Below are 20,172 nucleotides of genomic sequence, written 5' to 3'. Positions count from 1 at the left end.
CGCGGCTGTTGCAGGCTAGTGCTGATCTATCATCGGGGCGTTGCATTTTTCGCAACACAGATGAATGGGTTCCTGCTTTCCTTTTATCCCCCGCGCCGTTACATGCGAAAGCGGGCCCCTCGCCCTTCCTTCGTAGCGTCACTGCCCGCGACACAGGGCGAACGCAGCGGGGTGGTAAGCCGATGCGGCCATCAGAGACATTTCTGGTAATCTAATGCGAAGCACGCAACGCCTGCTGCATTCTGACTGGGACCTTAATGAGACATCTGCAGATATACCGCTTCATCGCAGAAGTCGCGCGTCGAGGATCCATCCGCAAGGCAGCCGACCATCTTCACATCACGCCGTCGGCGTTGACCCGAAAGATCCAGGACTTCGAGGAAGAACTCGGGACGGCTGTCTTTGAGCGATTACCCCAAGGCATGCGCCTGAATGCAGCGGGGGAGCTTCTGCTCCGTCACATCCGTGATCAGAGCGCTGATTTCGAGCGGCTACACGCCCAGCTCTCCGACCTGGCCGGTGTCCGTCGTGGCCATGTAACGTTGGCCTGTTCGCAGGCTTTTGTCGACAGCGTGCTGCCGGACGAGATTGCAAAGTATCGGTCGCAATATCCGCAGGTTACGTTCTCTCTTGACGTCCGCGACAATGTGCTAGGGATCCGTGCCCTTGCGAACTACGAGGCGGACCTCGCGTTGCTGATTGACCCGCCCCCTTCCGCCGACGTGCAGGAGTTGCTCATCAAGCATCAACCGCTCTGTGCCGTGGTCGGCAGATCGCATCCGTTGGCACGGCTGGAGTCGGTCAGGCTTCGGGAGTGCCTCAGACATCCCGTCGCTATGCCTAGCCAGTCCCTTGCGATTCGAACGCTGCTGGACGAAGCGTCCTGGCGGCTGCAGCTTCAGGCTGAGCAAGCGGTAGAGTCCGACTCCCTGGAATTTCTGCGTGGCTTTGTTGTGCGGGAGTCCGTGATTACTTTTCTACCGTTGAGTGCCGTACCCCAAGCCGACGAGAGAATATGCGGCGTGCCCATCAGCACACTCGACATTGACCATCTCCGGGTGGTTTTAGGACAGCTGAAAGGGCGGACCCTGTCGATCGCAGCGGAAAAATTCGCGGACCAGCTTAGCAGTCAACTAGCTGATTTACCATGAGATCGGAAGTGGGCCCGGGCCACAAAGCAAACACAACACGGATCCCCCAGACAACACCGCTCGCATGGCAACCCCTTCATGAGAGACAGTTCCTCCGGTCATTCCCCGAATATGGATGATCCGCCGGTTGGCATAACCTGGGCCGCGTGAGCGGGCTACCAGCGCGCGCCGAACACCGTGCGCAACTCGTCGAGCGCGGCTTCGCCGAGCGGCGCGGGGCGCGGGTTCGTCATCAGCCACAAACGCGCCGTCTCTTCCAGTTCTTCGAGCACGTAGGCAGCCTGCGAGACGGAACGCTCCCACACGACCGGGCCGAGCCGTTCGAGCAGCACGCCGCGCACGCTGTCGGCCAGCGCGGCGATCTGTTGCGCGACTTGCGGGTCGCCAGGACGGCGGTAGCGGATCAGCGGAATATGACCGACCTTCATCACGTAGTACGGCGTGATGGGCGGCAGCACGTCGGCGTCGCTCCACACGCCAGTCAGCGTCAGTGCGACCAGATGTGTCGAATGCGTATGCACGATGCCGCGCGCTTCGCGGTTGCGCTCGTAGACCCCGCGATGCAGCGCGAGCGTTTTCGACGGCTTGCCGCCTGACACGGCGTTGCCGTCGAGATCGACCTTGGCGATCTGCGCGGGGTCGAGTCGGCCGAGGCATGCATCCGTCGGTGTGATGAGCCAGCCGTCGTCGAGCCGCGCGCTGATGTTGCCCGCGCTGCCGACGGTATAGCCTCGCTCGTACAGGCTCGCGCCCGTCACGCAGATTTCCTCGCGGACCTGTGCTTCGTTGCTGGTGTGAATGGCGAGCGTCATTGCGCGCCTCCGTCGAGATGACGCAACGCCTTGGCGAAGAAATCGATTGCACCGAAGTTGCCGGACTTGAGCGCGAGCGCAAGCGGCGCAGCGCCGATGGTCGCCGTCGCGGGCACGCCCGGGTCGATCTGCTTGCCGATGCGCAGCATGTCGACGCCAAGCGCCTGGACTACCGCGCCCGAAGTCTCGCCGCCCGCCACGACGAACTTGCGCACGCCGAGATCGTGCAACCCACGCGCAATCGATGCGAGCGTGCGCTCGACCAGCTCGCCTGCTTGCGCAACGCCGAGTTCGTGCTGCGTGGCCTTCACCTCGTCGGGCGATGCTGTCGCGTAGATCAGCACGGGCTGCGGTTGAGCCGCGTTCATGTGCTCGCGCGCGAAGGCCAGCGCCTGTTCGACGACGGGCTCGCCGCGCGCGGCCGCGAGCGGGTCGATGCGAAACGCGGGGCGCGACTCGCGCCATGCCGCGACTTGTGCATTGGTCGCCTTCGACGCGCTGCCCGCCAGCACCGCCGACGCGCCTTCGATACGCGGCAACTCGCCTGCGTCGATAGCTTCGTCGAGCAAACCGGCACGGCGGAAATTCGCGGGCAAACCGAGCGCGACGCCCGATCCGCCGGTGATCAGCGGCAAGTCTGCGCACGCTTCGCCGAGCGTGTAGAGATCAGCATCGGAGACGGCATCGGCAATCGCCATACGCACGCCGTCGTGGCGCAATGCATCGATCGATGCACGCACCGCGTCGGCACCTTGCGCAACGGCGTCATAACGCACGAGACCGACTGTCGAGCGCGTCTGCCGCTGGAGCACGCGCACGAGATTCGCGTCCGTCATCGGCGTCAGCGGATGATGCTCCATACCCGACTCGTTCAGCAGCACATCGCCGACGAACAGATGCCCGCGATAGATCGTGCGGCCGTTCTCCGGAAACGCCGGACACGCGATCGTGAACGGCGTGCCGCCGCCGATCGGCGACAGCGCATTGAGCAGCGCGTCGGCGACGGGGCCGATGTTGCCTTTGTCGGTCGAATCGAACGTCGAGCAGTATTTGAAGAAGAACTGGCGGCAGCCTTGCGCGCGCAGCCATTCAAGCGCGGCGAGCGATTGCGCGACGGCGTCAGCGGCGTCGATGGTGCGCGACTTCAGCGCAATGACCAGCGCATCGGCTTCGATACGCGTGTCGGCAGCGGGCACGCCGATGCTCTGGACCGTGCGCATGCCGCCGCGCACCAGCATGTTCGCGAGATCGGTTGCGCCGGTGAAGTCGTCGGCGATGCAGCCCAGCAAGGGCGTGTTAGCAGAGGGCGTCATGTCGTCTTATTCCTTTGATCTTGCGGTTCGCCAACACATCGATGCTTGGAAATCCTTGGCGATGACCGCTTCGTCCTTTTTGCTGCCGTTGTGTTTCCATATTCCGAAATACAATGACAGATCGCTGATATTAGTCACGCAAATGATCGCCCGAGAGCCCGTCGCTGCGCTTAAGCTTGCGGAGACGAGAGGGTCAGTGGGCTGTGCACCGATGATGTCAGCTTCCGGGGGCGTCGAGGTATGCCGCTAGATAACGCAACCCGCCTACTGTGTCGCACAGCGGTCGATACTCACATCCAACCCAGTGTTGATATCCGCATGCTTTCAAGCGGGAGAAAATCTGGTCGAAAGGTAGTGCACCGGTACCCGGCTCGTGCCGACCCGGAAAGTCGGAGATCTGGATGTGGCCGATTCGGGGCAGCCAATGCTCCAGCGTTGCCAGCAGATCGGGCTCCAAGACGGCCGCGTGGTAGGTGTCGAACAGAAGCTCGAGATTCCGATTCGGTATCGCCGAGAAAAGTGCCTCAGCTTGTTCGAACGACGACATCAGGTATCCGGGGACCTCCTGCGGACTCATGACCTCGACTAGCGTCTTGATCCCGACGCTACTGAAGGTCTCTACTGCCCGCTGCAGATTTTCGACGTAGGCGTCCCAGTTTCCTGCTGCGTCGTCGGTCCGAACACCGGCCATGATATGGACACGAGGACAGCCGAGGGCCAACGCTGCCTCGCGGGCAATGCTCACGCTTGCCACGAACTCGTCCCGGCGACCCGCAAATGACGCGATGCCCTTTTCACCCGCCGCGGTGTTACCCATCGGCGCACTGATTTGCACCAGCTTGAGCTCGTGGGCGTCCATTAGGTTCTTCAAGACACTCACCGCATAACCATACGGTGCAGGAAACTCCACAGCGCGGTAACCATACCGCGCAGCCAGCTCAAAGCGTTCCAGAAAGGGAACCTCGTTGAACTGATATCCCAGATGAGCGCTCAGTTTCATACCTGCTCTCCTACGTTAGGTGTGCCGTGCGTGGCACGGTCGGCAGTGACAGAGCGTCGCCGTTTTGTGCCAGACAGCATGGCTCACGTTGCCCGAGCTTCCCGACGCGATGGTCCTGGAAGAAACCCTGGATTGTTTTTCCGAATTGTAACGTACAATCGTATCGAAATAGAAGACGTCCCCGCAGAGGCAACGTATGCAACAAGACAACTCTCAAAAGTAGCGCCCGAGGGTGTCGCACGCGAAATGATTTAACCGTAATCAGGAAGGTACGAAATGAAACTTGCAGTGCTCCCAGGTGATGACATCGGTCCAGAGATCATGGACGCGACCCTTGCTGTCGTCCGCGAAGCAGACAGACGGTTCGGACTAAATCTTCAGCTCGAAGTGTATGAGGTTGGGATGGCGCTCCACCGCAGGCTTGGAACGACCCTGCCCCCGGAAATCGTCGAGGCCGCCCGAGCTGCCGACGGCGTGTTGCTCGGACCGGGTGGAATGACCCTTTACCCGCCCGTCAATGAGGGCGGCATAAACATCCCTGGCACCATCCGCAAACAGTTGGACCTGTATGCCAACATACGGCCGGCGCGTTCGCGCTTTGGCGTTCCGAAAGCGCATCCCGGGCTGGACTGCGTCATCGTGCGCGAGAACACAGAGGGCTTCTACGCCGATCGCAACCTCTTCCGAGGTTACGGAGAGTTCATGCCGACCCCCGATTCAGCCATCTCCCTTCGTTTGATAACCGCCAAAGCATCGCAGCGAATCGCGGAGGTGGCGTTCCGAACTGCCATGATGCGACGCAAGCATGTTACGGTCGTCGGCAAACGCCATGTCATGCAAATAACTGATGGCCTGTTCATGGCAGAAGTCAACAAGGTAGCTGAGCACTATCCCGACGTGACGCTCCGCGAGATTGACGTCGACGCCATCGCCGCCGAGCTCTACACCAAACCCTCGGCGTTCGACGTTGTTCTTACAACGAACATGTTTGGCGATATCCTGTCGAACCTCGTCAACGCGCTGGCCGGCGGCCTTGGAATGGCATCAGCGTTGAATGTCGGCGACGTGCATGCTGCTGCCAATGCCGGGCATGGCTCCGCGCCCGACATCGCAGGAAAAGGGATCGCTAACCCCATTGGCCTGATCCTTTCTGCGGCGTCGCTGCTGAGCCATCTTGGACTCCGTTCCGGTGCCGAGGGCTTTACAGCTGCGGGACGATCCATCGAACTCGCCGTTGATTCAGCGCTTGCCAAACCTGAAACGAGAACCGGTGACCTCGGCGGCACCGCCGGCACCATGGTCGTAGCTGAGGCAGTTTGTCAGAACATGCGGGACTCGCGCGCGTAGTGGATGTCCCCTTAGAGCCGGGCGAGAGATCGAAGAGTGGATCAATCTGCACGCGTGCGGGCAGAAGCGTCTGCCTGCAGTCCTCTACTACGATCGTCGGTCGTGGAATCGGTCTGCCGATCTAGTATCGAGCGCGCAGTCTCGGTAAACCGTCGCGGACCACATTTCAGATTGCCAGGACGCCGGGACAGGACACACCTAGAAGTGATCACGACGACAGGCGACGTTACGAATGTGACGCCTCGCCTGCCTCACATCTGCAGTCTGGCGCAGGCCTCCGGAGCGAGTCACTTTCGAGCCAGCGGCACGCAAATCGGTGCATACAGGAAGGCGCCACGATTTAAGTATCGATAATAATTTCTTTGATTAAATTAGGAGAACATAGTGAGCACCAGATCGTCTGACGAGTTAGCTACGAACGCAGATGTCTCGTCGCCTGAGAGCTCCGCTATCCGAAAAGCGGCGCTTAGGCTAGTGCCATTGATGACTCTTTGCTTCCTCGTCAACTATATTGATCGCACCAACATCGGTTTCGCAGCCCTGACCATGAACAAGGCGCTAGGACTGACAACCGAAGCTTTCGGCTGGGGTGCCGGCATCCTTTTTTTTGGGTATTGCTTCTTTGAGGTCCCCAGCAACTTCCTGCTTTATCGTTATGGTGCCCGAATCTGGTTAGCGCGGATCATGATAACGTGGGGACTTGTCTCTGCGGCTACCGCGCTGGTCACCGGCCCGACGAGCTTCTATGTCGTGCGGTTCTTGCTCGGTGTGGCGGAAGCTGGGTTCAATCCGGGCGTCATGTTCTTCTTCCTGGCGTGGTTTCCCAAACGCTTTCGCAGCCGCGCGCTAGCGTGGTTCCAGATGGCGATCCCTCTGTCCGCAGTAGTAGCAGGCCCACTGTCTGCGGCAATCATGCAGCTTGATGGCTTGTTGAATCTTGCCGGCTGGCAGTGGATGTTCATTCTCGAAGGGTTGCCTGCGACTGTCCTCGGAATCGTCCTTCTTTTCGCGCTTGCCGACCGGCCCGATGTCGCCTCGTGGCTTACCCCTGAAGAACGCAAAGCGCTGACGAAGGCCGTTGCAAACGAACACCGCGCTCACGCAAGCACGAACTTCCGCGCGGTAGTGCGCGACATGCGTGTCATTGCCCTTTCAGTGCTTCAGTTCGGCTTTACCGTCGGATCGTACGGAATCGGCATCTTCCTGCCGCAAATTCTGCGCGAGCATCACTTGTCGATCATTACGATTGGGCTGCTGTCTTCAGTGCCATATCTCTGCGGTTGCATCGCGACGATCCTTTGGTCCGGCGCTGTCGATCGGGGTGGGCGTCGCAGCATTAACCTCGCCGTGACCTGCGCACTGGGTGCAAGCGGTCTACTCCTGGCTGTGTGGATCCCAAGTCTGTCTGTAGCGATGATCGGACTAACAATCGCAATTGTCGGAGTGACTTCCGCACGAGGCATTTTCTGGTCAATTCCACCTCAATTCCTTGTAGGTGAGGGAGCGGCCAGTGGCCTTGCCCTGATCAGTTCAATCGGTGCCTTCGGCGGCTTCATGGGGCCGGTACTTATGGGTTGGCTGAAAGCCACAACCGGATCTTTCTCTGCGGGGCTGTTATGCATGGCAGCTCTGATCGGAATCTCAAGCGTCCTGGCAGCGCTACTTCCGCGGCTGCTTCGCCCTCGGCACCAGGCGCAGCCTTCGGATGTCAGCGTCGGCTAACCCCGAATTGCATTGCGAAGTGGATAGAGAGGTCATTGACGTGCGTCGGCATTACATCGATATGTCTGTGATGTTGATGCCGCCGTCCGACTTTGACAGCCCTCCGGCAGCTGATCAGATCGCGACGCGCGATCTGGACAGATGACCCGCAAAGGCATTTCAGTCGCCTGAAGACCTGAAGACACAACAAACCAACGGAGTAGATGTGGTTACCCGTCGCAATATGCTAGAGACAATCGCCGTCGGCTGCGCCGCCGCGTCCGCAACTCCACTCATTGCCGCCGCCTGCAAACCGGCTCCCGCGCATTCTGCCTTGTGCCTGCCCGCGCATGCGTGCGACTGTCATTCGCACGTGATAGGTCCGTACAATCGCTATCCGATGGTGAGCTCACGGGTTTACACACCACCCATGGCTTCGGTCGGCGAGTTGAGATCCATTCATGCAAAACTCGGGATCGAGCGCTCTGTTCTCGTTCAGCCAAGCTTCTACGGGACTGACAATTCATGCCTTATGGATGCCCTCAGCGAACTCGGCTCCGCAGCCAAGGGAATCGCCGTGATTTCCTCCAACCCTTCCTCGATAGAAATAGATCGCCTACGGGCGGCAGGTATCGTCGGTATCCGGATCAATCAGACCGGCGGGATCAAGGAGATGCCTGTACTTAAGCGTGTGCTCGAGAGATCCGCCAAACAGGCCGCGGAACTAGGCTGGCACGTGCAGGCATTCTTCCCCTTAAAGATCATCTCGTCATTAGCAGACGTGATTCGGGCATCTCCCGCTCCGTTCGTCCTTGATCACTTTGCCGGGGCAGACTCGACGGGGCTGGATCAAGATGGGATGCGTTCAGTACTAGAAATGCTGATCGAGGGCAATACGTACGTGAAGCTGTCCGCGATGTACCACGTGTCTGCTCCGTCAGAATATCCGGGCATGCGCGAACTCGCTACCGCCTTCTTGAACGCGAACCCCCATCGCGTATTGTGGGCAACTGACTGGCCTCACACTGATTCACGGAAAGTTACCGGTCGCGACCGCGACGATATTAGTCCCTTTTACCCCGTCGACGACAGGAACCTGTTGGCAAACTTTTTCGCATGGGTACCAGACGGTGCGACACGAAGAATCATCCTCGTGGACAATCCTGCACGCCTGTTCAAATTCGCGGAATGACACTGTTGCAATCTGCGTCCCTACGCTGCCCAGAGACATATGTCCTCGGTCCATTCGTACAGGATTCGGGCCCTTCCGTTTTCCCACGCGTTTTATGATCGGTCTACCGGGGTCATGAGAATCATCTTTAAATGGCGTCGCAGGAACTGGATACCCCATACAGCGAGACGTGCGCCGAACGCTTTCCCCAACACGGGCCGAGCGGGCAAGCTCGCACGGTTTTCAAAATGAAGACTGTCCAAGGCACATTTCTGCAGTGCCCCACAGGCTTCCCGGCAGAATCGGGAGCAGCGGATACCCATGAGCCATGACCCGCCGATCTAGAAATGCGCTTCGGGGATAGAACGCACGGACGCTTTTCGTTCCCCGTGCAGTTCCGCCTCTTCCTGCTCCTCCTCCCTTGCCTTGATCTTGCTGACAACATCCAGATGCTTCCGCATAAAAGCGGCCGCGTGATCGCGGCCACCACTTTCTATCAGATCGAGCATCTCGAGGTGCTCCTGGCACTGCCGAATCAGGCGGGTGCGGTTGGTCGCGGCCTTGTATTCCATGAAGCGGCGAAGCTGATTCTGACGTTCCATTGCTTCAATGAAGAATCGGTTGCCCGAGCACCTTACGAGCATCTCGTGAAACTCCGACCCGTGCTTAAACAACATCGGCCGCGGCAACTTGAAAATGTCGCCTTCAAGCATCTCCAATTGAACCTTTCTCGCCTTGGCGAAGCCTGCTTTGTCGATGCGAAAAGCAGGTTCGAGCAACGCCGCCGGTTCAATAGCCATCCTGAACCGGTAACTTTGGATATACGCTTCGCGATCATGCACGAATGGATTGATTTTCCACCCCTGCCCCGGCTTGCGGGAGATCATTCCTTCGTTGGCAAGCCGCGTGAGCACCCTAAGCAGCTGTCCCCGTGGTACGTCATACCGTCTAAGCAATTCCGCTTCGTAAAATTCTTCGCGCAACTCCTCTGTCAGACAATCGTCCGCCAAGCGTAAATAGAGGTCTTCGAGCGGATCGACGCCGAATGGCAGTTTGGAGATGTCGATCCCGTGCGCGTCGAGGGCCAGGAAGATTCCGCGATTAGGTTCCTTCACGACAATGCCATGCTCTGCGAGCAAGGCGAGACCTCGTCGCACAGGTGAACGGGAAAGTCCCAGCTCGGAAGCCAGCGCTTCTTCGCGCAGATGGTCTCCCGCTCGAAGCGAGCGCGTGCGAGCGATATCAACGATTTTCGCCGCTACCTGGTCAGCGAGAGCGCCTGTTATGTCAGTTTTCATGGTGGGCTGGACAAGTGATTCCCTGTTGTTATCATAGATTGTAGTTTGATGCAAGGGAACACAGCCGGGCTACCGTCGACAACCAAAACGGCAGCAATTCCGACCACGGTAAGCAATTTCGAGCACCCAATTTCATACAGTCTATTGTACTATCGGATGTCTCCGTACAATTTTATAACGCGAGGGTTTATGAGCAGCGGCGCCCGGATCAGCCTCATTCACGCAACGCCCGTTGCGATTGAACCAATTACCGAAAGCTTCCGGCGGCTATGGCCAGATGCTACAACTTGCAACCTTCTTGACGAGTCCCTTACCGCGGATCTCGACCGCGCCGGAGGCGACATCATGTCTCTGGCCCCCAGATTTTCAGCGCTCCTGCGGTACTCGTTGGATACCGGTGCGGATGGAATCCTGTTCACTTGCTCATCGTTCGGACTAGCCGTTGAGTCGGCCCGTACGGGCATCGATATTCCAGTACTCAAGCCAAACGAGGCGATGATTGAAGAGGCCCTCGAAATTGGTCGAAAAATCTTGCTGGTTGCGACGTTCAAACCCGCACTAGCCCCGATCATGCGGGAGTTCGACGAACTCGCGTCGAGCAGAGGCGCCGCAATCGCGGTTACACCGATTTTCGTCGATGGTGCGTTGGATGCCCTAAAGGGGGGTGACCGACAGACCCATGACCAACTGATTGCCCAGGCCTGTGCGGACGGTTCGGGCGACGACGTCATATGTTTCGCGCAGTTTTCGATGACAAGTGCACATGCCGCTGCTGAACTGACCTCTCGACGCCCGACACTGACGACGACGGACAGCGCGGTAAAACGGCTCAAAGCATTGCTCGGCCAGAGCTGAGCGAGCGCAAGCCGCGTGTAGCCGGAAGCCGCATGCGACGCTTTGCACAGAATCAATCGCGCCACGCAAGTCACGTCGCGGTGTGATGACGTGAAACTAAGCCATCAAATCACACAGGTCATCCCCGACTAAACTCTCCCTCTTTTAAGGCCGAGACGTCAGTTAGACAGGCGCGGTGCTACGTGATATCGGTATGAGCGTAGTACGCAGGCTCGAAGACGGTCGATCAACCTTGCATTGCCGCACGCCATAGGAGCGGAACTCGTTGTCGTGTTTTCGAGGATTGATCCTTTCGCATGGCGTATTCATTTCACCACGCGTCTCCTGAAATTTTATCTTTCGGAACGTTGAATAATCATCCAGTCGCGTTAGCCGATAGTCGCGCACGCACGCCCCCAAGAAAACCAAAGTGAATACCTCCGGCGTGTTGATTCATTTGAATATTTCGAAAAAAATCGTGCTCCTCGACTGTGCTCGTCTCGTTGTGGACGAAGCATCTAACTAAACAGACAGTAACCAGCTTTTCGTCTATGTGACATGCTTATGTGAATCAATGCTTAAGCGATGGATGCACGATTAACTAGCATTCGTTCCTGCCGCACTCTCACGCGGTCTTTAAACCCAGGACTCGAATGCAAAACAAACCTAAACCTTGGCTCGCGCGCCCCACGTGGAGCAGATTAACCAGCACAGACGCCCGTGAACTACACCGCAGTTTAAAGCGCATGCGGATGACCGCAGACAAGGCGGCTGGAATCGCTGTCGGCATAGCACTGTGCGTCGCCACGAGCACGGCACGAGCACAGAATAGTTTGAATATGTACGGGGTGATCGACGCGGGCCTCCTCTATAACAGCAACATCAAGGGCAGATCATCCTATGGCGTTTCCACTGCCACCCCGTCGCGTTGGGGGCTTCGAGGTTCTGAGTATCTCGGGGATGGTCTCGACGCAATCTTCAACCTTGAGAACGGATTTACAGTTGGCACTGGAGCATCGGGTCAAGGCGGCCTACTATTCGGCCGGAAAGCGTTCATTGGCTTGAGCAGTGCATCGTGGGGGACGCTCGCTCTAGGCCGCCAATACTCGGTCAGCAACGACACGACGAGCGTGTTTGCGTCTGGCGCGGACTGGGCCGCCTGTGGCCTGGGATACGGCACGCGAGCAGCTGACGTCGACAACGTTGATACGTCGAATCGCATCCAGAATTCTGTGAAATACACGAGTCCGAACGTCGGCGGGTTCACGCTCGGCGTGCTCTACGGATTGGGGAATGTAGCAGGAAGGTTCGCGCAGAATTCGGTAAAAGACATCGGGCTTGGCTACGCGAACGGCCCGCTGAAGCTCGGCGCGAGCTACATGTTCACGAAGGACCCTTACTATGCGACGTTCGGCGACCAGGGAAACTCCTCGACGACAGCCGCTGGCTCCTCTAACAATATGCCAAGCCGAATCTTTGGTGGCTACGCATCCGCCGGCTCACAACAGATTGTGACAGCCGGTGGATCCTACGTCGCAGGTCAATTTACAGTCTCCGCCCTTTACTCAAACACCCAATTCCGGGATCTGGGCGCGGTAAATGCCGGTGGAAGCTATGGGATCAAATACAACGGTGGAAGCGCAACATTTAATTCCGGAGAGCTGAACGTAAAATATGCTGCGAGCCCCGCATTGACACTTGCAGCAGCCTACATCTACACACGCAATTCCGGAGCGGGCGACTATGGTAGTGCGCATTACAATCAGGTCAATATCGGCGCAACCTACTCGGTAACGAGACGCACTTCCCTATATGCTGATGGCTTCTTTGAAACAGCCTCGGGTACCGACTCCACTGGAAAGGCAGCAGTCGCGAATTTCTACGGATCGACCTACTCAAGTACCGGTCGCGCCGTAGCTGCCATCGTCGGCATGACGCATAGGTTTTGAAAGTTGAGACTGGCTCGGGACCCATGCGGTCCCCAGCCGCACTTGCGGCACAGCTCTCCAGCCCGGCCCCGCTTCTTGACCCCCGGCCAGTAACTATGACGCCCTCCGGAGCATGATGCTTCAATGAGGCGTCGAACTCATCGTTAGACGAAATTTAATACGGGCAAGCCTTCGGATAGATAATCCAGACCCTTGCCGACAGACCAATACTCGTCGCTCGAGGCTCAGTTTGCGAGATTAAACTTTCTTCACAATGACGCTTCCTTTCTGATACCGCCTTGGGAATAACCTGTTCACAACGGTTAGCCAACGATGACAGCCGCTAGTGACGACTCAACCACCAAGGATCGATATCATGAAAGCAATGATGATTGCAGCAGCATTCGCAGGCCTCGCAACGGCCACCAGTGCGTTCGCACAAACCCCCGCTTCATCGCCGAACTACGCGGCATATCAACCGACCATGACGCAAGTGAAGCTCGTCGGTGCCGCCGCGCAGGCCGGTCACTGGATTCCCCCTTACGGCACGGCGGCTCAACAAGAAACCCACGCACAGGTGTATCGCGACCTCGTCCATGCGGAGAAAGACGGCCAGCTCGCCTACCTGAACTCAACCGTCTACGCTCACCAGTGATGACGATCAATAATTCCAGCGCACCTCCCGCTTCAGCATTTTATTGAACGACGCCTGGACAGGTGTGGGGAGCAAGATTCTGCCATGCTGCCCGCTAAAACACCGGCTTCGCGAGTCCACAAACGTCACACAGTCCGATCTGACATCCGTGTCGGATACGACCCGAGACCCCGAGCGCGCTCCCAAGACTCAAGGGGCGCGCTCGTGAACATCGTTCTGAGTCCGCCTCCAAGCTGCCTGCGCAGCCAGATCTCCCCTGTCACGACCTCTGTCGCAAGAAAGGTTCGCCAATCAATAGTTGCGCGGTCCGTCTTACGTTTTGAAAGTAAATATTTCAAGCATGACCGTTTATGCGTTTTTTCAACACGTAATGCATTTACAGCGAGCGAACTTCTTCATGATCTAGCCCGATAGCCGCAAACACCCGTGTAAACACCGATCCCAACGTCTGCGCTTTGCGTTTTATGATCATAAAACGCTGTGAGAAACGTCGGATCGCGTGAATGAGTGCCGAAACGGTCTGCCTGCAGAGAGTCCGCTGCCGACAGTCTCGCGAAGGTCCCGTCGCTCCGCGCCCGTTGTTCGTGAACGAAGTCGAATTAAGGAGACGACCAATGCAACAAACGCGAGACCTGGCATCTAGCCAGGCTGAAACGGAACGTACTTCGTTCTGGCCGTTCGGATGGTGGGCGATCGTCGAGATCAGGGTCGGCATCATCCCTCTTCCGATCTATCTTCTGCTGCTGGCACTGGTCGCCGGCTTCGTGATCACTGGAAAGGTGCCAGGCGAGATATCCATGGCGATCGCCGTTCTGGTGCTTTGCGGCTTCACATGCGCCGAACTCGGGAAGCGCCTTCCGTTCTTCAACAAAATCGGATCGGCGGCTATCGTTGCGACCTTTCTTCCGTCATTCCTCGCGTTCCATCATCTGCTTCCGGAAAAATTGCTCGGCATGGTGACCAATTTCACCCAAGTCAGCAATTTCATGTATCTCTTTATTGCGTCGATCATCGTGGGGAGCATCTTCAGCATGGACCGTCAGGTCCTGATACGAGGCTTCGCAAAAATATTCTTCCCCCTCGCCGCTGGGTCTATCGTGGCCGGAATCGTCGGAACCACCGTCGGCACGCTACTCGGTTTGGGAACAAAGCATACGTTGCTGTATATCGTCATTCCGATCATGGCAGGAGGCGTCGGAGAGGGTGCGATTCCCTTGTCCGTTGGTTATTCTGAAATCCTGAATATTCCCCAAGGTCCCGTCTTTGCTGAGGTTCTTCCCGCAGTAATGATCGGCAGCCTTTGCGCCATTCTGTTCTCCGGGCTGCTAAGCTGGATTGGGGAAAAGCGGCCGCATCTCACGGGCCGCGGGACACTCCAGCCCGCACAGGACATCCCGAAGACACCTCGGTTTGAAGCTGCACCGACCACGCCAGACGTAAATACCGTCGCAGCAGCTGCAATTACTGCAATCAGCCTCTACCTCGTCGGGTTGCTGGGCCACCGGGTGCTTGGCCTTCCCGCTCCCGTCGCAATGCTATTCGTAGCGGTGTTCATTAAGGTCACACGCCTCGTATCGCCGAATCTCGAAGGCGGAGCAAAGATCGTCTACCAATTCTTTTCGACCGCGGTGACATATCCTCTGCTGTTTGCGATCGGCACTGCTATGACCCCATGGGACAAGCTGATGGCCGCGATCAACGTAGCGAACGTCGTCACAATTGCCTGCACCGTCGCAGCACTGATGAGCACTGGCTATGTCGTCGGTAAGTGGCTCAAGATGTACCCAATCGACACGGCTATCGTCAATGCTTGCCACAGCGGCCAAGGCGGAACTGGCGACGTTGCCATCCTCACAGCATGTAACCGGATGAGCCTGATGCCTTTTGCGCAAATTGCGACACGGATAGGAGGGGCAATCACTGTGACTATAACGTTGCTGATCCTCTCGCGACTTTCGTAAATTCCAATCACGGCCAGCGATAAGCTGGCCGTCGGCATTTAAGAACCTGCGACCTTCTCACACTCGATTACGTCGACTGATCACTGCGATATGCCACAGCATCGAGATAAGCTTTAACTGGATTCAGTCCTTCGAAGTCGCGCCCAACATTCACGTTGTAGATCCCGAGTTGGGTCAAAGCCATGCCAGCGTGGTCCGTTTGCGGCGCATTCTGCAGCCGCTAGCCTCGGTGGCCAGTCAGGTCGCCGATCAAGTCTTCCTAACACCCTCATCTAACAGGTAATCCTTCATGCGCATTCTCGTCTGTCCCGGCGATGGGATCGGCCCCGAAATCGTAGCCGCATCTATCGAGGTGCTCGATCGAGCCGACAAAATCTTCAACCTCGGCCTTCGGTACGACTACGAGGACATCGGATTCGCTAGCCTTGAAAAATACGGCACGACGCTGCGCCCCGAACTCCTCGAAAGGGCGCCAATGTACGACGGCTTGATTCTCGGAACGGTCTCGCACGCCGACTATCCACCGCCCGACAAAGGCGGCCGCAATGTGTCCGCCGCGTTCCGATGCGTACTAGACCTTTATGCCAACGTCCGACCGTCATGCACCCGCACTTTCCTCAGGTCTAACATGCGCGAAGGAAAGTGCATGGACCTCGTCATCATGCGCGAGGCGACAGAGGGCTTTTATCCAGACCGTAATATGCACCTCGGCTGGGGCGAGATGATGCCGTCCAAGGATATGGCGCTTTCAGTGCGAAAGATCACCCGTCATTGCAGCGAGCGCATAGCGCGTCGTGCGTTCGAGCTGGCAATGAAGCGAAGAAAAAAAGTGACGGCCATCCATAAGTCGAACAGCTTCCACATGACAGACGGACTTTTCCTCGAGTGCGTGCGCGACGTTGCCAAGGATTTCCCCGAAGTGCAGTTGAACGACATGCTCGTAGACGCTTCGACTGCACATCTCGTGCGTAATCCGGAAACATTTGATGTGCTCGTCGCGACGAACTTTTATGGCGACATCCTCAGCGATCTCGCCGCGGAGCTGTCCGGAAGCATTGGTCTCGGTGGCTCTATCATGGCCGGCGATCATCTCTGTTGCGCGCAGGCGCAGCACGGCTCTGCACCCGATATTCAAGACCAGGACAAAGCAAATCCGACGTCGATGATTCTCTCGGTCAGTATGCTTTTACGCTGGATCGGCGAGTACCGGCAAAAGCCGAGTCTCATCGCAGCCGCTACCGCTATTGATCTGGCCGTCGACACTGTCCTCGGGAACCCGGCAGACCAAACTGCCGATCTTGGCGGCACGACGGGATGCAACGCGTTCGCACTGAAAGTTGCAGCTTGCGTGCGCATGAATTGAACCGCAGAGGCTGACCGGCTTGAACTTGAGCGTGGACCAAGGACAAGCCGCTTGGTCATTAGCGCAGTCGACGATCAGAATACGCTCTCGACCACGCCTGTGCGTCGCGGCGCAGCTTCGCGGCCATTAAACCGCGAAGAACATGCGATTGAAATGTCGCTTGCTTCTATCACCGGATGATAAATATTATTTCATACTTCTGCTTCTTTTCTTATAACGTCTGAGGAATATTCTATTCAAAGCGATTTGAAGCGACGATTCGAATTGAGATCGACTGTCCACAGCCTCCCGGCTAAGATGAAGGTGAAGTTGAACTCGAATGGACGGTTTGGCTAGTGCGGGTAGCATCCAGAGAACGAGTAACAACTCACCTCATTTAACGATAATCAAAAATGCTTCCCCGCTTCCCTTCAGCATATCCGTTGTAAGCCGATATTCAATCCAGTGGTTTTCATTGATCGGTTGAAATGTAGCTGCTGACTCGATGTGCCATCTTCATCCTCCTTAAAATCACAGGTAATCGGTACGTGTTCACTACAATCAAAGGCCGCCTCGCACTGGTCATGGCTTTCCTCAGCGCTCTGCTTGCAGCCGTTGGCATTACCGGACTGATTGGCATGCAAAATGCCGATTCGAACAATCTCGATCTTTTCAGGAACCAGTTGCCCAGTGCGGTTGAGGTAAGCGACGCCGTTACTTATGTTGGCCGAGAACGTCTTTCACTTGATCGGGCTGTCCTGAGTTCGAACTCTTTAGCAGTAGACGACGCCATCGCGCACTCCGCGGCACTGCGGAAGAAATCCGATGAGGCGTGGAACGCATACGCAGCCTTGCCTGCATCGCCTGAGGAAAAGGCGCAGGCCGACGCATTCAATGCGCAACGCATCAGCCTGCTCCGTATGCTCGACCAAGGTTATGCAGCGGTGCGCGCGAACGACCACGACAAGGCAGCAGCGATTGCCAGCGCTGTTCAGGACGATTATTCAAAGCTCGAAGACTCAGGCGACGCGCTGCGGCAACGTCAGATCGACGATGCAAAAGAGTCCTACGAGCAAGGGCATGCGCAATACACTGCCTTTCGAACACTCAATATCTGTGCAATTCTTATCGGAATTTTTTCTGCCGGGATCTCGTGGGCTAGCCTGCGCCGACGGATTTCACGTCCTATCGAGACCGCGCTCGAGCAATTTGACACTATCGCGTCCGGTGACCTGCGTGTGAATATCGAGGCGTCCACCAACGACGAAATGGGTCATTTGCTGCGCGGGATCGCAAAGATGCAAAGCGGTTTGGTTGACACCGTTAATTTAGTCCGTAAAGGCACGGAAGCGATCGCCTCTGCCACGCGCCAAATCGCGGCCGGCAATCTTGACCTGTCGAGCAGAACGGAAGAACAGGCCGCAGCGCTCCAGGAAACTGCGTCGAGCATGGAAGAGATCACGGGCACAGTGAGACAAAACGCGGACAATGCCCGACAGGCAAGCGTCCTCGCGGCCAATGCTTCGGATGTCGCGGACCGTGGTAGCCACGTCGTTTCCCAGGTGGTCACGACTATGAGTGATATTACTGCAAGCTCCGAGAAGATCGCCGACATCATCAGCATCATCGAAAGCATCGCCTTTCAGACCAACATACTGGCGCTTAACGCGGCCGTCGAGGCCGCACGGGCTGGCGAAGAGGGCCGCGGCTTTGCCGTCGTCGCTGGCGAAGTCCGCTCCTTGGCACAGCGCTCGTCCGGTGCTGCCAAAGAGATCAAAGAGCTCATCGAAATTTCAGTGGAGCGCGTCAAGGCGGGCTCGACCTTGGTCGACGACGCGGGACGCACGATGACGGAAATCATAACCGCGGTCCGACGCGTCACCGACATCATGGGTGAAATCTCAGCCGCCTCCCAAGAACAGAGTAGCGGAATAGATCAGGTCGGGCGAGCTGTCACACAGATGGACGAGGTTACCCAGCAAAACGCAGCGTTGGTCGAGGAGGCCGCCGCTGCCGCGCAATCGCTCGAAACGCAGGCAGACGGTCTTCGCGCCGCAGTAGCGGTGTTCAAATTGAGCGGTGACGACCCGTCTCCGCAACAAGCACCGCGTTCAAGCCGCCGTACGCAGTCGGTAGGAGTGTCTCTCTCAAGCCAGCGCCGTGCCCGCGAGGACACAGCAGCAGCGCATGAATCGGCCAGTACGGAGTGGGACAGGTTCTGATCCGGCTTTTAAGCGTACACACGATACGCCCCGCGCCCTGCTTTAGTACGCAGCCCTAGATGCCGATGCAAAGGCAGATGCTGCCCGCATACCGCTTTCAACCTGACCCCTACGACACTCTCGCATGGCAGTGCGCACATGGGGCCCGCCGCGACCCCATGTAGCGGCGCTGCAACAGGTACTCTTCGGGCATTTAGCCGATCGCGGTTTCCCTGTTCCAGCGGAAGAGCTCACGCTGCCCGGAAGCCTTGAACATCTCATCCCACGTTGCAATGAGTTCGTCACTCACGGGCGTCATAGGGGGGCGGAGCTCGTTCCGGATCAAGCCGCATCGCGCGAGCGCCGCTTTGACCGGACCGGGATTTGGTTCAGCGAAGCTTGCTCGCACAAGCGGAACAAGTGCATGCCACAGCACGCGCGCATCGGCTAATCGCCCTTCCTCCAGCGCACGCGCCATTGCGACAAACCGCTCCGGCAAAAGATGGGCAGATGCGGCGATTGCCCCGCTCGCGCCCACGCACAATGCGCCGAACATCTCGAGATCCTCACCGCACAGCACTTGCAAGCGACCGTCAAGAATAAGCGCCAGCGTCTTGTCCAGTTCGCCGCCACAATCCTTCAGGGCCACGATGCGCTCGTGTCCTGCAAGCTCCAACAGCGTCGGCAATTCAAGGCGGACGCCAGTTCGCGCGGGAATGTCGTAGAGGATGACAGGCACGCGGCTTTTATCGGCAATCGCCTCAAAATGACCAACTATGCCCGCTTGCGACGGACGGATGTAGTATGGTGCGGCTGCCAGCACTCCCGCGATCGACTTGTCGTTGAGAGCTTCCAGTTTCTCGCAAACAGACGTCGTGTTATTCCCGCTCACGCCAGCGACTACAGGCAGGGTGCCGGCTGCAGTAATCACAGTCGAAAGCACCGCGGTCTGCTCCTCTTCACTAAGGCCGGCAGGCTCGCCGGTGGTGCCAAGCGCGACAAAACCAGACACGCCAGCGCCGGCGTAGTAGCGCACCAGCCTGTCAAGGGAAACGTGATCGACAGAGTGGCCGTCGAACGGCGTTACGAGTGGAATCCATATTCCGGAAAAAATCGACATAACAATCTACAAAGGAACCAAAAAAAAGACCCGGCGGTGCCGGGTTAATGGCTCGAGAAAGTACTAAATCGAGCCGACGTGGAGAAGTCTTCAAATACAAAGTAACAGCTGACTCGAAACGAGTCAGACGGGTATCGATATGCAGCTTACCGATGGCGAAGCCCGTGCCCCGAGCACGCTGTCGCAAAAACGCCCACTAGCACGGCCGCTACAGCCACCGGCTCTTTATCGTCAAGGGAGAATGCCCCGTTGGAAACGCACCAGAGTCCGACTCCCGCAACGGACATCAGCAACCCTCGCCAACCCCCAAAGTTGCCAGCTTCGGTATGAATCGAGCT

Annotated in this window: 15 protein-coding genes; 10 read left to right on the top strand and 5 right to left on the bottom strand. The window is 57.6% G+C overall.

Going from position 1 to position 20,172, the window contains the following annotated elements; all coding sequences use genetic code 11:
• Positions 1–257: 257 nt before the first annotated feature.
• Positions 258–1,151 (top strand): LysR family transcriptional regulator, encoded by an 894-nt coding sequence (locus G3N95_RS17695; RefSeq protein ID WP_205971384.1) that lies wholly within the window; start codon positions 258–260, stop codon positions 1,149–1,151.
• A 155-nt stretch (positions 1,152–1,306) separates the two neighbouring features.
• Here G3N95_RS17695 and G3N95_RS17690 read toward each other — a convergent pair whose 3' ends face one another.
• From G3N95_RS17690 to G3N95_RS17680, 3 genes are all read right to left on the bottom strand, one after another.
• The gene (locus tag G3N95_RS17690; RefSeq protein WP_205971383.1) at positions 1,307–1,963 is read right to left on the bottom strand and encodes an aldolase; all 657 of its coding nucleotides are present in this window, start codon (positions 1,961–1,963) and stop codon (positions 1,307–1,309) included.
• Positions 1,960–3,276 carry a 3-oxo-tetronate kinase gene (gene otnK / locus G3N95_RS17685; protein ID WP_205971382.1) on the bottom strand — a complete coding sequence of 439 codons (1,317 nt, stop codon included), beginning with the start codon at positions 3,274–3,276 and terminating at the stop codon, positions 1,960–1,962. Before otnK ends, G3N95_RS17690 begins: the two co-directional genes overlap by 4 nt.
• Before the next feature lie 217 nt (positions 3,277–3,493).
• Positions 3,494–4,276: a TIM barrel protein gene (locus G3N95_RS17680; RefSeq protein WP_205971381.1), complete on the bottom strand. Its 783-nt coding sequence runs from the start codon at positions 4,274–4,276 to the stop codon at positions 3,494–3,496.
• 276 nt (positions 4,277–4,552) lie between these two features.
• Between G3N95_RS17680 and G3N95_RS17675 the strand changes: the two genes are divergently transcribed.
• The 3 genes from G3N95_RS17675 to G3N95_RS17665 all read left to right on the top strand — a co-directional run bounded on the left by G3N95_RS17675 (position 4,553) and on the right by G3N95_RS17665 (position 8,516).
• On the top strand, positions 4,553–5,623 hold the full coding sequence (locus G3N95_RS17675) for an isocitrate/isopropylmalate family dehydrogenase (RefSeq protein WP_205971380.1): 1,071 nt from the start codon (positions 4,553–4,555) through the stop codon (positions 5,621–5,623).
• A 483-nt stretch (positions 5,624–6,106) separates the two neighbouring features.
• Positions 6,107–7,345 carry an MFS transporter gene (locus G3N95_RS17670; protein ID WP_205971379.1) on the top strand — a complete coding sequence of 413 codons (1,239 nt, stop codon included), beginning with the start codon at positions 6,107–6,109 and terminating at the stop codon, positions 7,343–7,345.
• A 223-nt stretch (positions 7,346–7,568) separates the two neighbouring features.
• Positions 7,569–8,516, top strand: a complete 948-nt coding sequence (locus tag G3N95_RS17665) for an amidohydrolase family protein (protein ID WP_277398018.1) — start codon at positions 7,569–7,571, stop codon at positions 8,514–8,516.
• Between the two features lie 320 nt (positions 8,517–8,836).
• Here G3N95_RS17665 and G3N95_RS17660 read toward each other — a convergent pair whose 3' ends face one another.
• The gene (locus tag G3N95_RS17660) at positions 8,837–9,793 is read right to left on the bottom strand and encodes a GntR family transcriptional regulator (protein ID WP_205971377.1); all 957 of its coding nucleotides are present in this window, start codon (positions 9,791–9,793) and stop codon (positions 8,837–8,839) included.
• Between the two features lie 345 nt (positions 9,794–10,138).
• On the opposite strand from G3N95_RS17660, the gene G3N95_RS17655 reads away from it, so the two are divergent.
• The 6 genes from G3N95_RS17655 to G3N95_RS17630 all read left to right on the top strand — a co-directional run bounded on the left by G3N95_RS17655 (position 10,139) and on the right by G3N95_RS17630 (position 18,735).
• On the top strand, positions 10,139–10,648 hold the full coding sequence (locus G3N95_RS17655) for an aspartate/glutamate racemase family protein (RefSeq protein WP_241018647.1): 510 nt from the start codon (positions 10,139–10,141) through the stop codon (positions 10,646–10,648).
• A gap of 731 nt (positions 10,649–11,379) precedes the next feature.
• The gene (locus tag G3N95_RS17650; RefSeq protein ID WP_205971375.1) at positions 11,380–12,576 is read left to right on the top strand and encodes a porin; all 1,197 of its coding nucleotides are present in this window, start codon (positions 11,380–11,382) and stop codon (positions 12,574–12,576) included.
• A 355-nt stretch (positions 12,577–12,931) separates the two neighbouring features.
• The gene (locus G3N95_RS17645) at positions 12,932–13,210 is read left to right on the top strand and encodes a hypothetical protein (RefSeq protein ID WP_205971374.1); all 279 of its coding nucleotides are present in this window, start codon (positions 12,932–12,934) and stop codon (positions 13,208–13,210) included.
• Between the two features lie 614 nt (positions 13,211–13,824).
• Positions 13,825–15,171 (top strand): 2-hydroxycarboxylate transporter family protein, encoded by a 1,347-nt coding sequence (locus G3N95_RS17640; protein WP_205971373.1) that lies wholly within the window; start codon positions 13,825–13,827, stop codon positions 15,169–15,171.
• Between the two features lie 289 nt (positions 15,172–15,460).
• On the top strand, positions 15,461–16,534 hold the full coding sequence (locus G3N95_RS17635; protein WP_205971372.1) for an isocitrate/isopropylmalate dehydrogenase family protein: 1,074 nt from the start codon (positions 15,461–15,463) through the stop codon (positions 16,532–16,534).
• Positions 16,535–17,061: 527 nt separating this feature from the next.
• Positions 17,062–18,735 (top strand): methyl-accepting chemotaxis protein, encoded by a 1,674-nt coding sequence (locus G3N95_RS17630; protein ID WP_205971371.1) that lies wholly within the window; start codon positions 17,062–17,064, stop codon positions 18,733–18,735.
• 193 nt (positions 18,736–18,928) lie between these two features.
• Here G3N95_RS17630 and dapA read toward each other — a convergent pair whose 3' ends face one another.
• The gene (dapA, locus tag G3N95_RS17625) at positions 18,929–19,834 is read right to left on the bottom strand and encodes a 4-hydroxy-tetrahydrodipicolinate synthase (protein WP_205971370.1); all 906 of its coding nucleotides are present in this window, start codon (positions 19,832–19,834) and stop codon (positions 18,929–18,931) included.
• Positions 19,835–20,172 lie beyond the last annotated feature (338 nt).

The organism is Paraburkholderia sp. Tr-20389, from assembly GCF_017104565.1.
Taxonomy (GTDB): Bacteria; Pseudomonadota; Gammaproteobacteria; order Burkholderiales; family Burkholderiaceae; genus Paraburkholderia.
Note: the sequence above shows the minus strand (reverse complement) of the source record. Positions and strands in the feature narration are given on the sequence as shown.

What these genes read in the sequence shown, in the direction of transcription:
- G3N95_RS17695 (WP_205971384.1), top strand. Translation starts at nt 258, where the DNA reads ATGAGACATCTGCAGATATACCGCTTCATCGCAGAAGTCGCGCGTCGA.
- G3N95_RS17690 (WP_205971383.1), bottom strand. Translation starts at nt 1,963, where the DNA reads ATGACGCTCGCCATTCACACCAGCAACGAAGCACAGGTCCGCGAGGAA.
- otnK (WP_205971382.1), bottom strand. Translation starts at nt 3,276, where the DNA reads ATGACGCCCTCTGCTAACACGCCCTTGCTGGGCTGCATCGCCGACGAC.
- G3N95_RS17680 (WP_205971381.1), bottom strand. Translation starts at nt 4,276, where the DNA reads ATGAAACTGAGCGCTCATCTGGGATATCAGTTCAACGAGGTTCCCTTT.
- G3N95_RS17675 (WP_205971380.1), top strand. Translation starts at nt 4,553, where the DNA reads ATGAAACTTGCAGTGCTCCCAGGTGATGACATCGGTCCAGAGATCATG.
- G3N95_RS17670 (WP_205971379.1), top strand. Translation starts at nt 6,107, where the DNA reads ATGACTCTTTGCTTCCTCGTCAACTATATTGATCGCACCAACATCGGT.
- G3N95_RS17665 (WP_277398018.1), top strand. Translation starts at nt 7,569, where the DNA reads ATGCTAGAGACAATCGCCGTCGGCTGCGCCGCCGCGTCCGCAACTCCA.
- G3N95_RS17660 (WP_205971377.1), bottom strand. Translation starts at nt 9,793, where the DNA reads ATGAAAACTGACATAACAGGCGCTCTCGCTGACCAGGTAGCGGCGAAA.
- G3N95_RS17655 (WP_241018647.1), top strand. Translation starts at nt 10,139, where the DNA reads ATGTCTCTGGCCCCCAGATTTTCAGCGCTCCTGCGGTACTCGTTGGAT.
- G3N95_RS17650 (WP_205971375.1), top strand. Translation starts at nt 11,380, where the DNA reads ATGACCGCAGACAAGGCGGCTGGAATCGCTGTCGGCATAGCACTGTGC.
- G3N95_RS17645 (WP_205971374.1), top strand. Translation starts at nt 12,932, where the DNA reads ATGAAAGCAATGATGATTGCAGCAGCATTCGCAGGCCTCGCAACGGCC.
- G3N95_RS17640 (WP_205971373.1), top strand. Translation starts at nt 13,825, where the DNA reads ATGCAACAAACGCGAGACCTGGCATCTAGCCAGGCTGAAACGGAACGT.
- G3N95_RS17635 (WP_205971372.1), top strand. Translation starts at nt 15,461, where the DNA reads ATGCGCATTCTCGTCTGTCCCGGCGATGGGATCGGCCCCGAAATCGTA.
- dapA (WP_205971370.1), bottom strand. Translation starts at nt 19,834, where the DNA reads ATGTCGATTTTTTCCGGAATATGGATTCCACTCGTAACGCCGTTCGAC.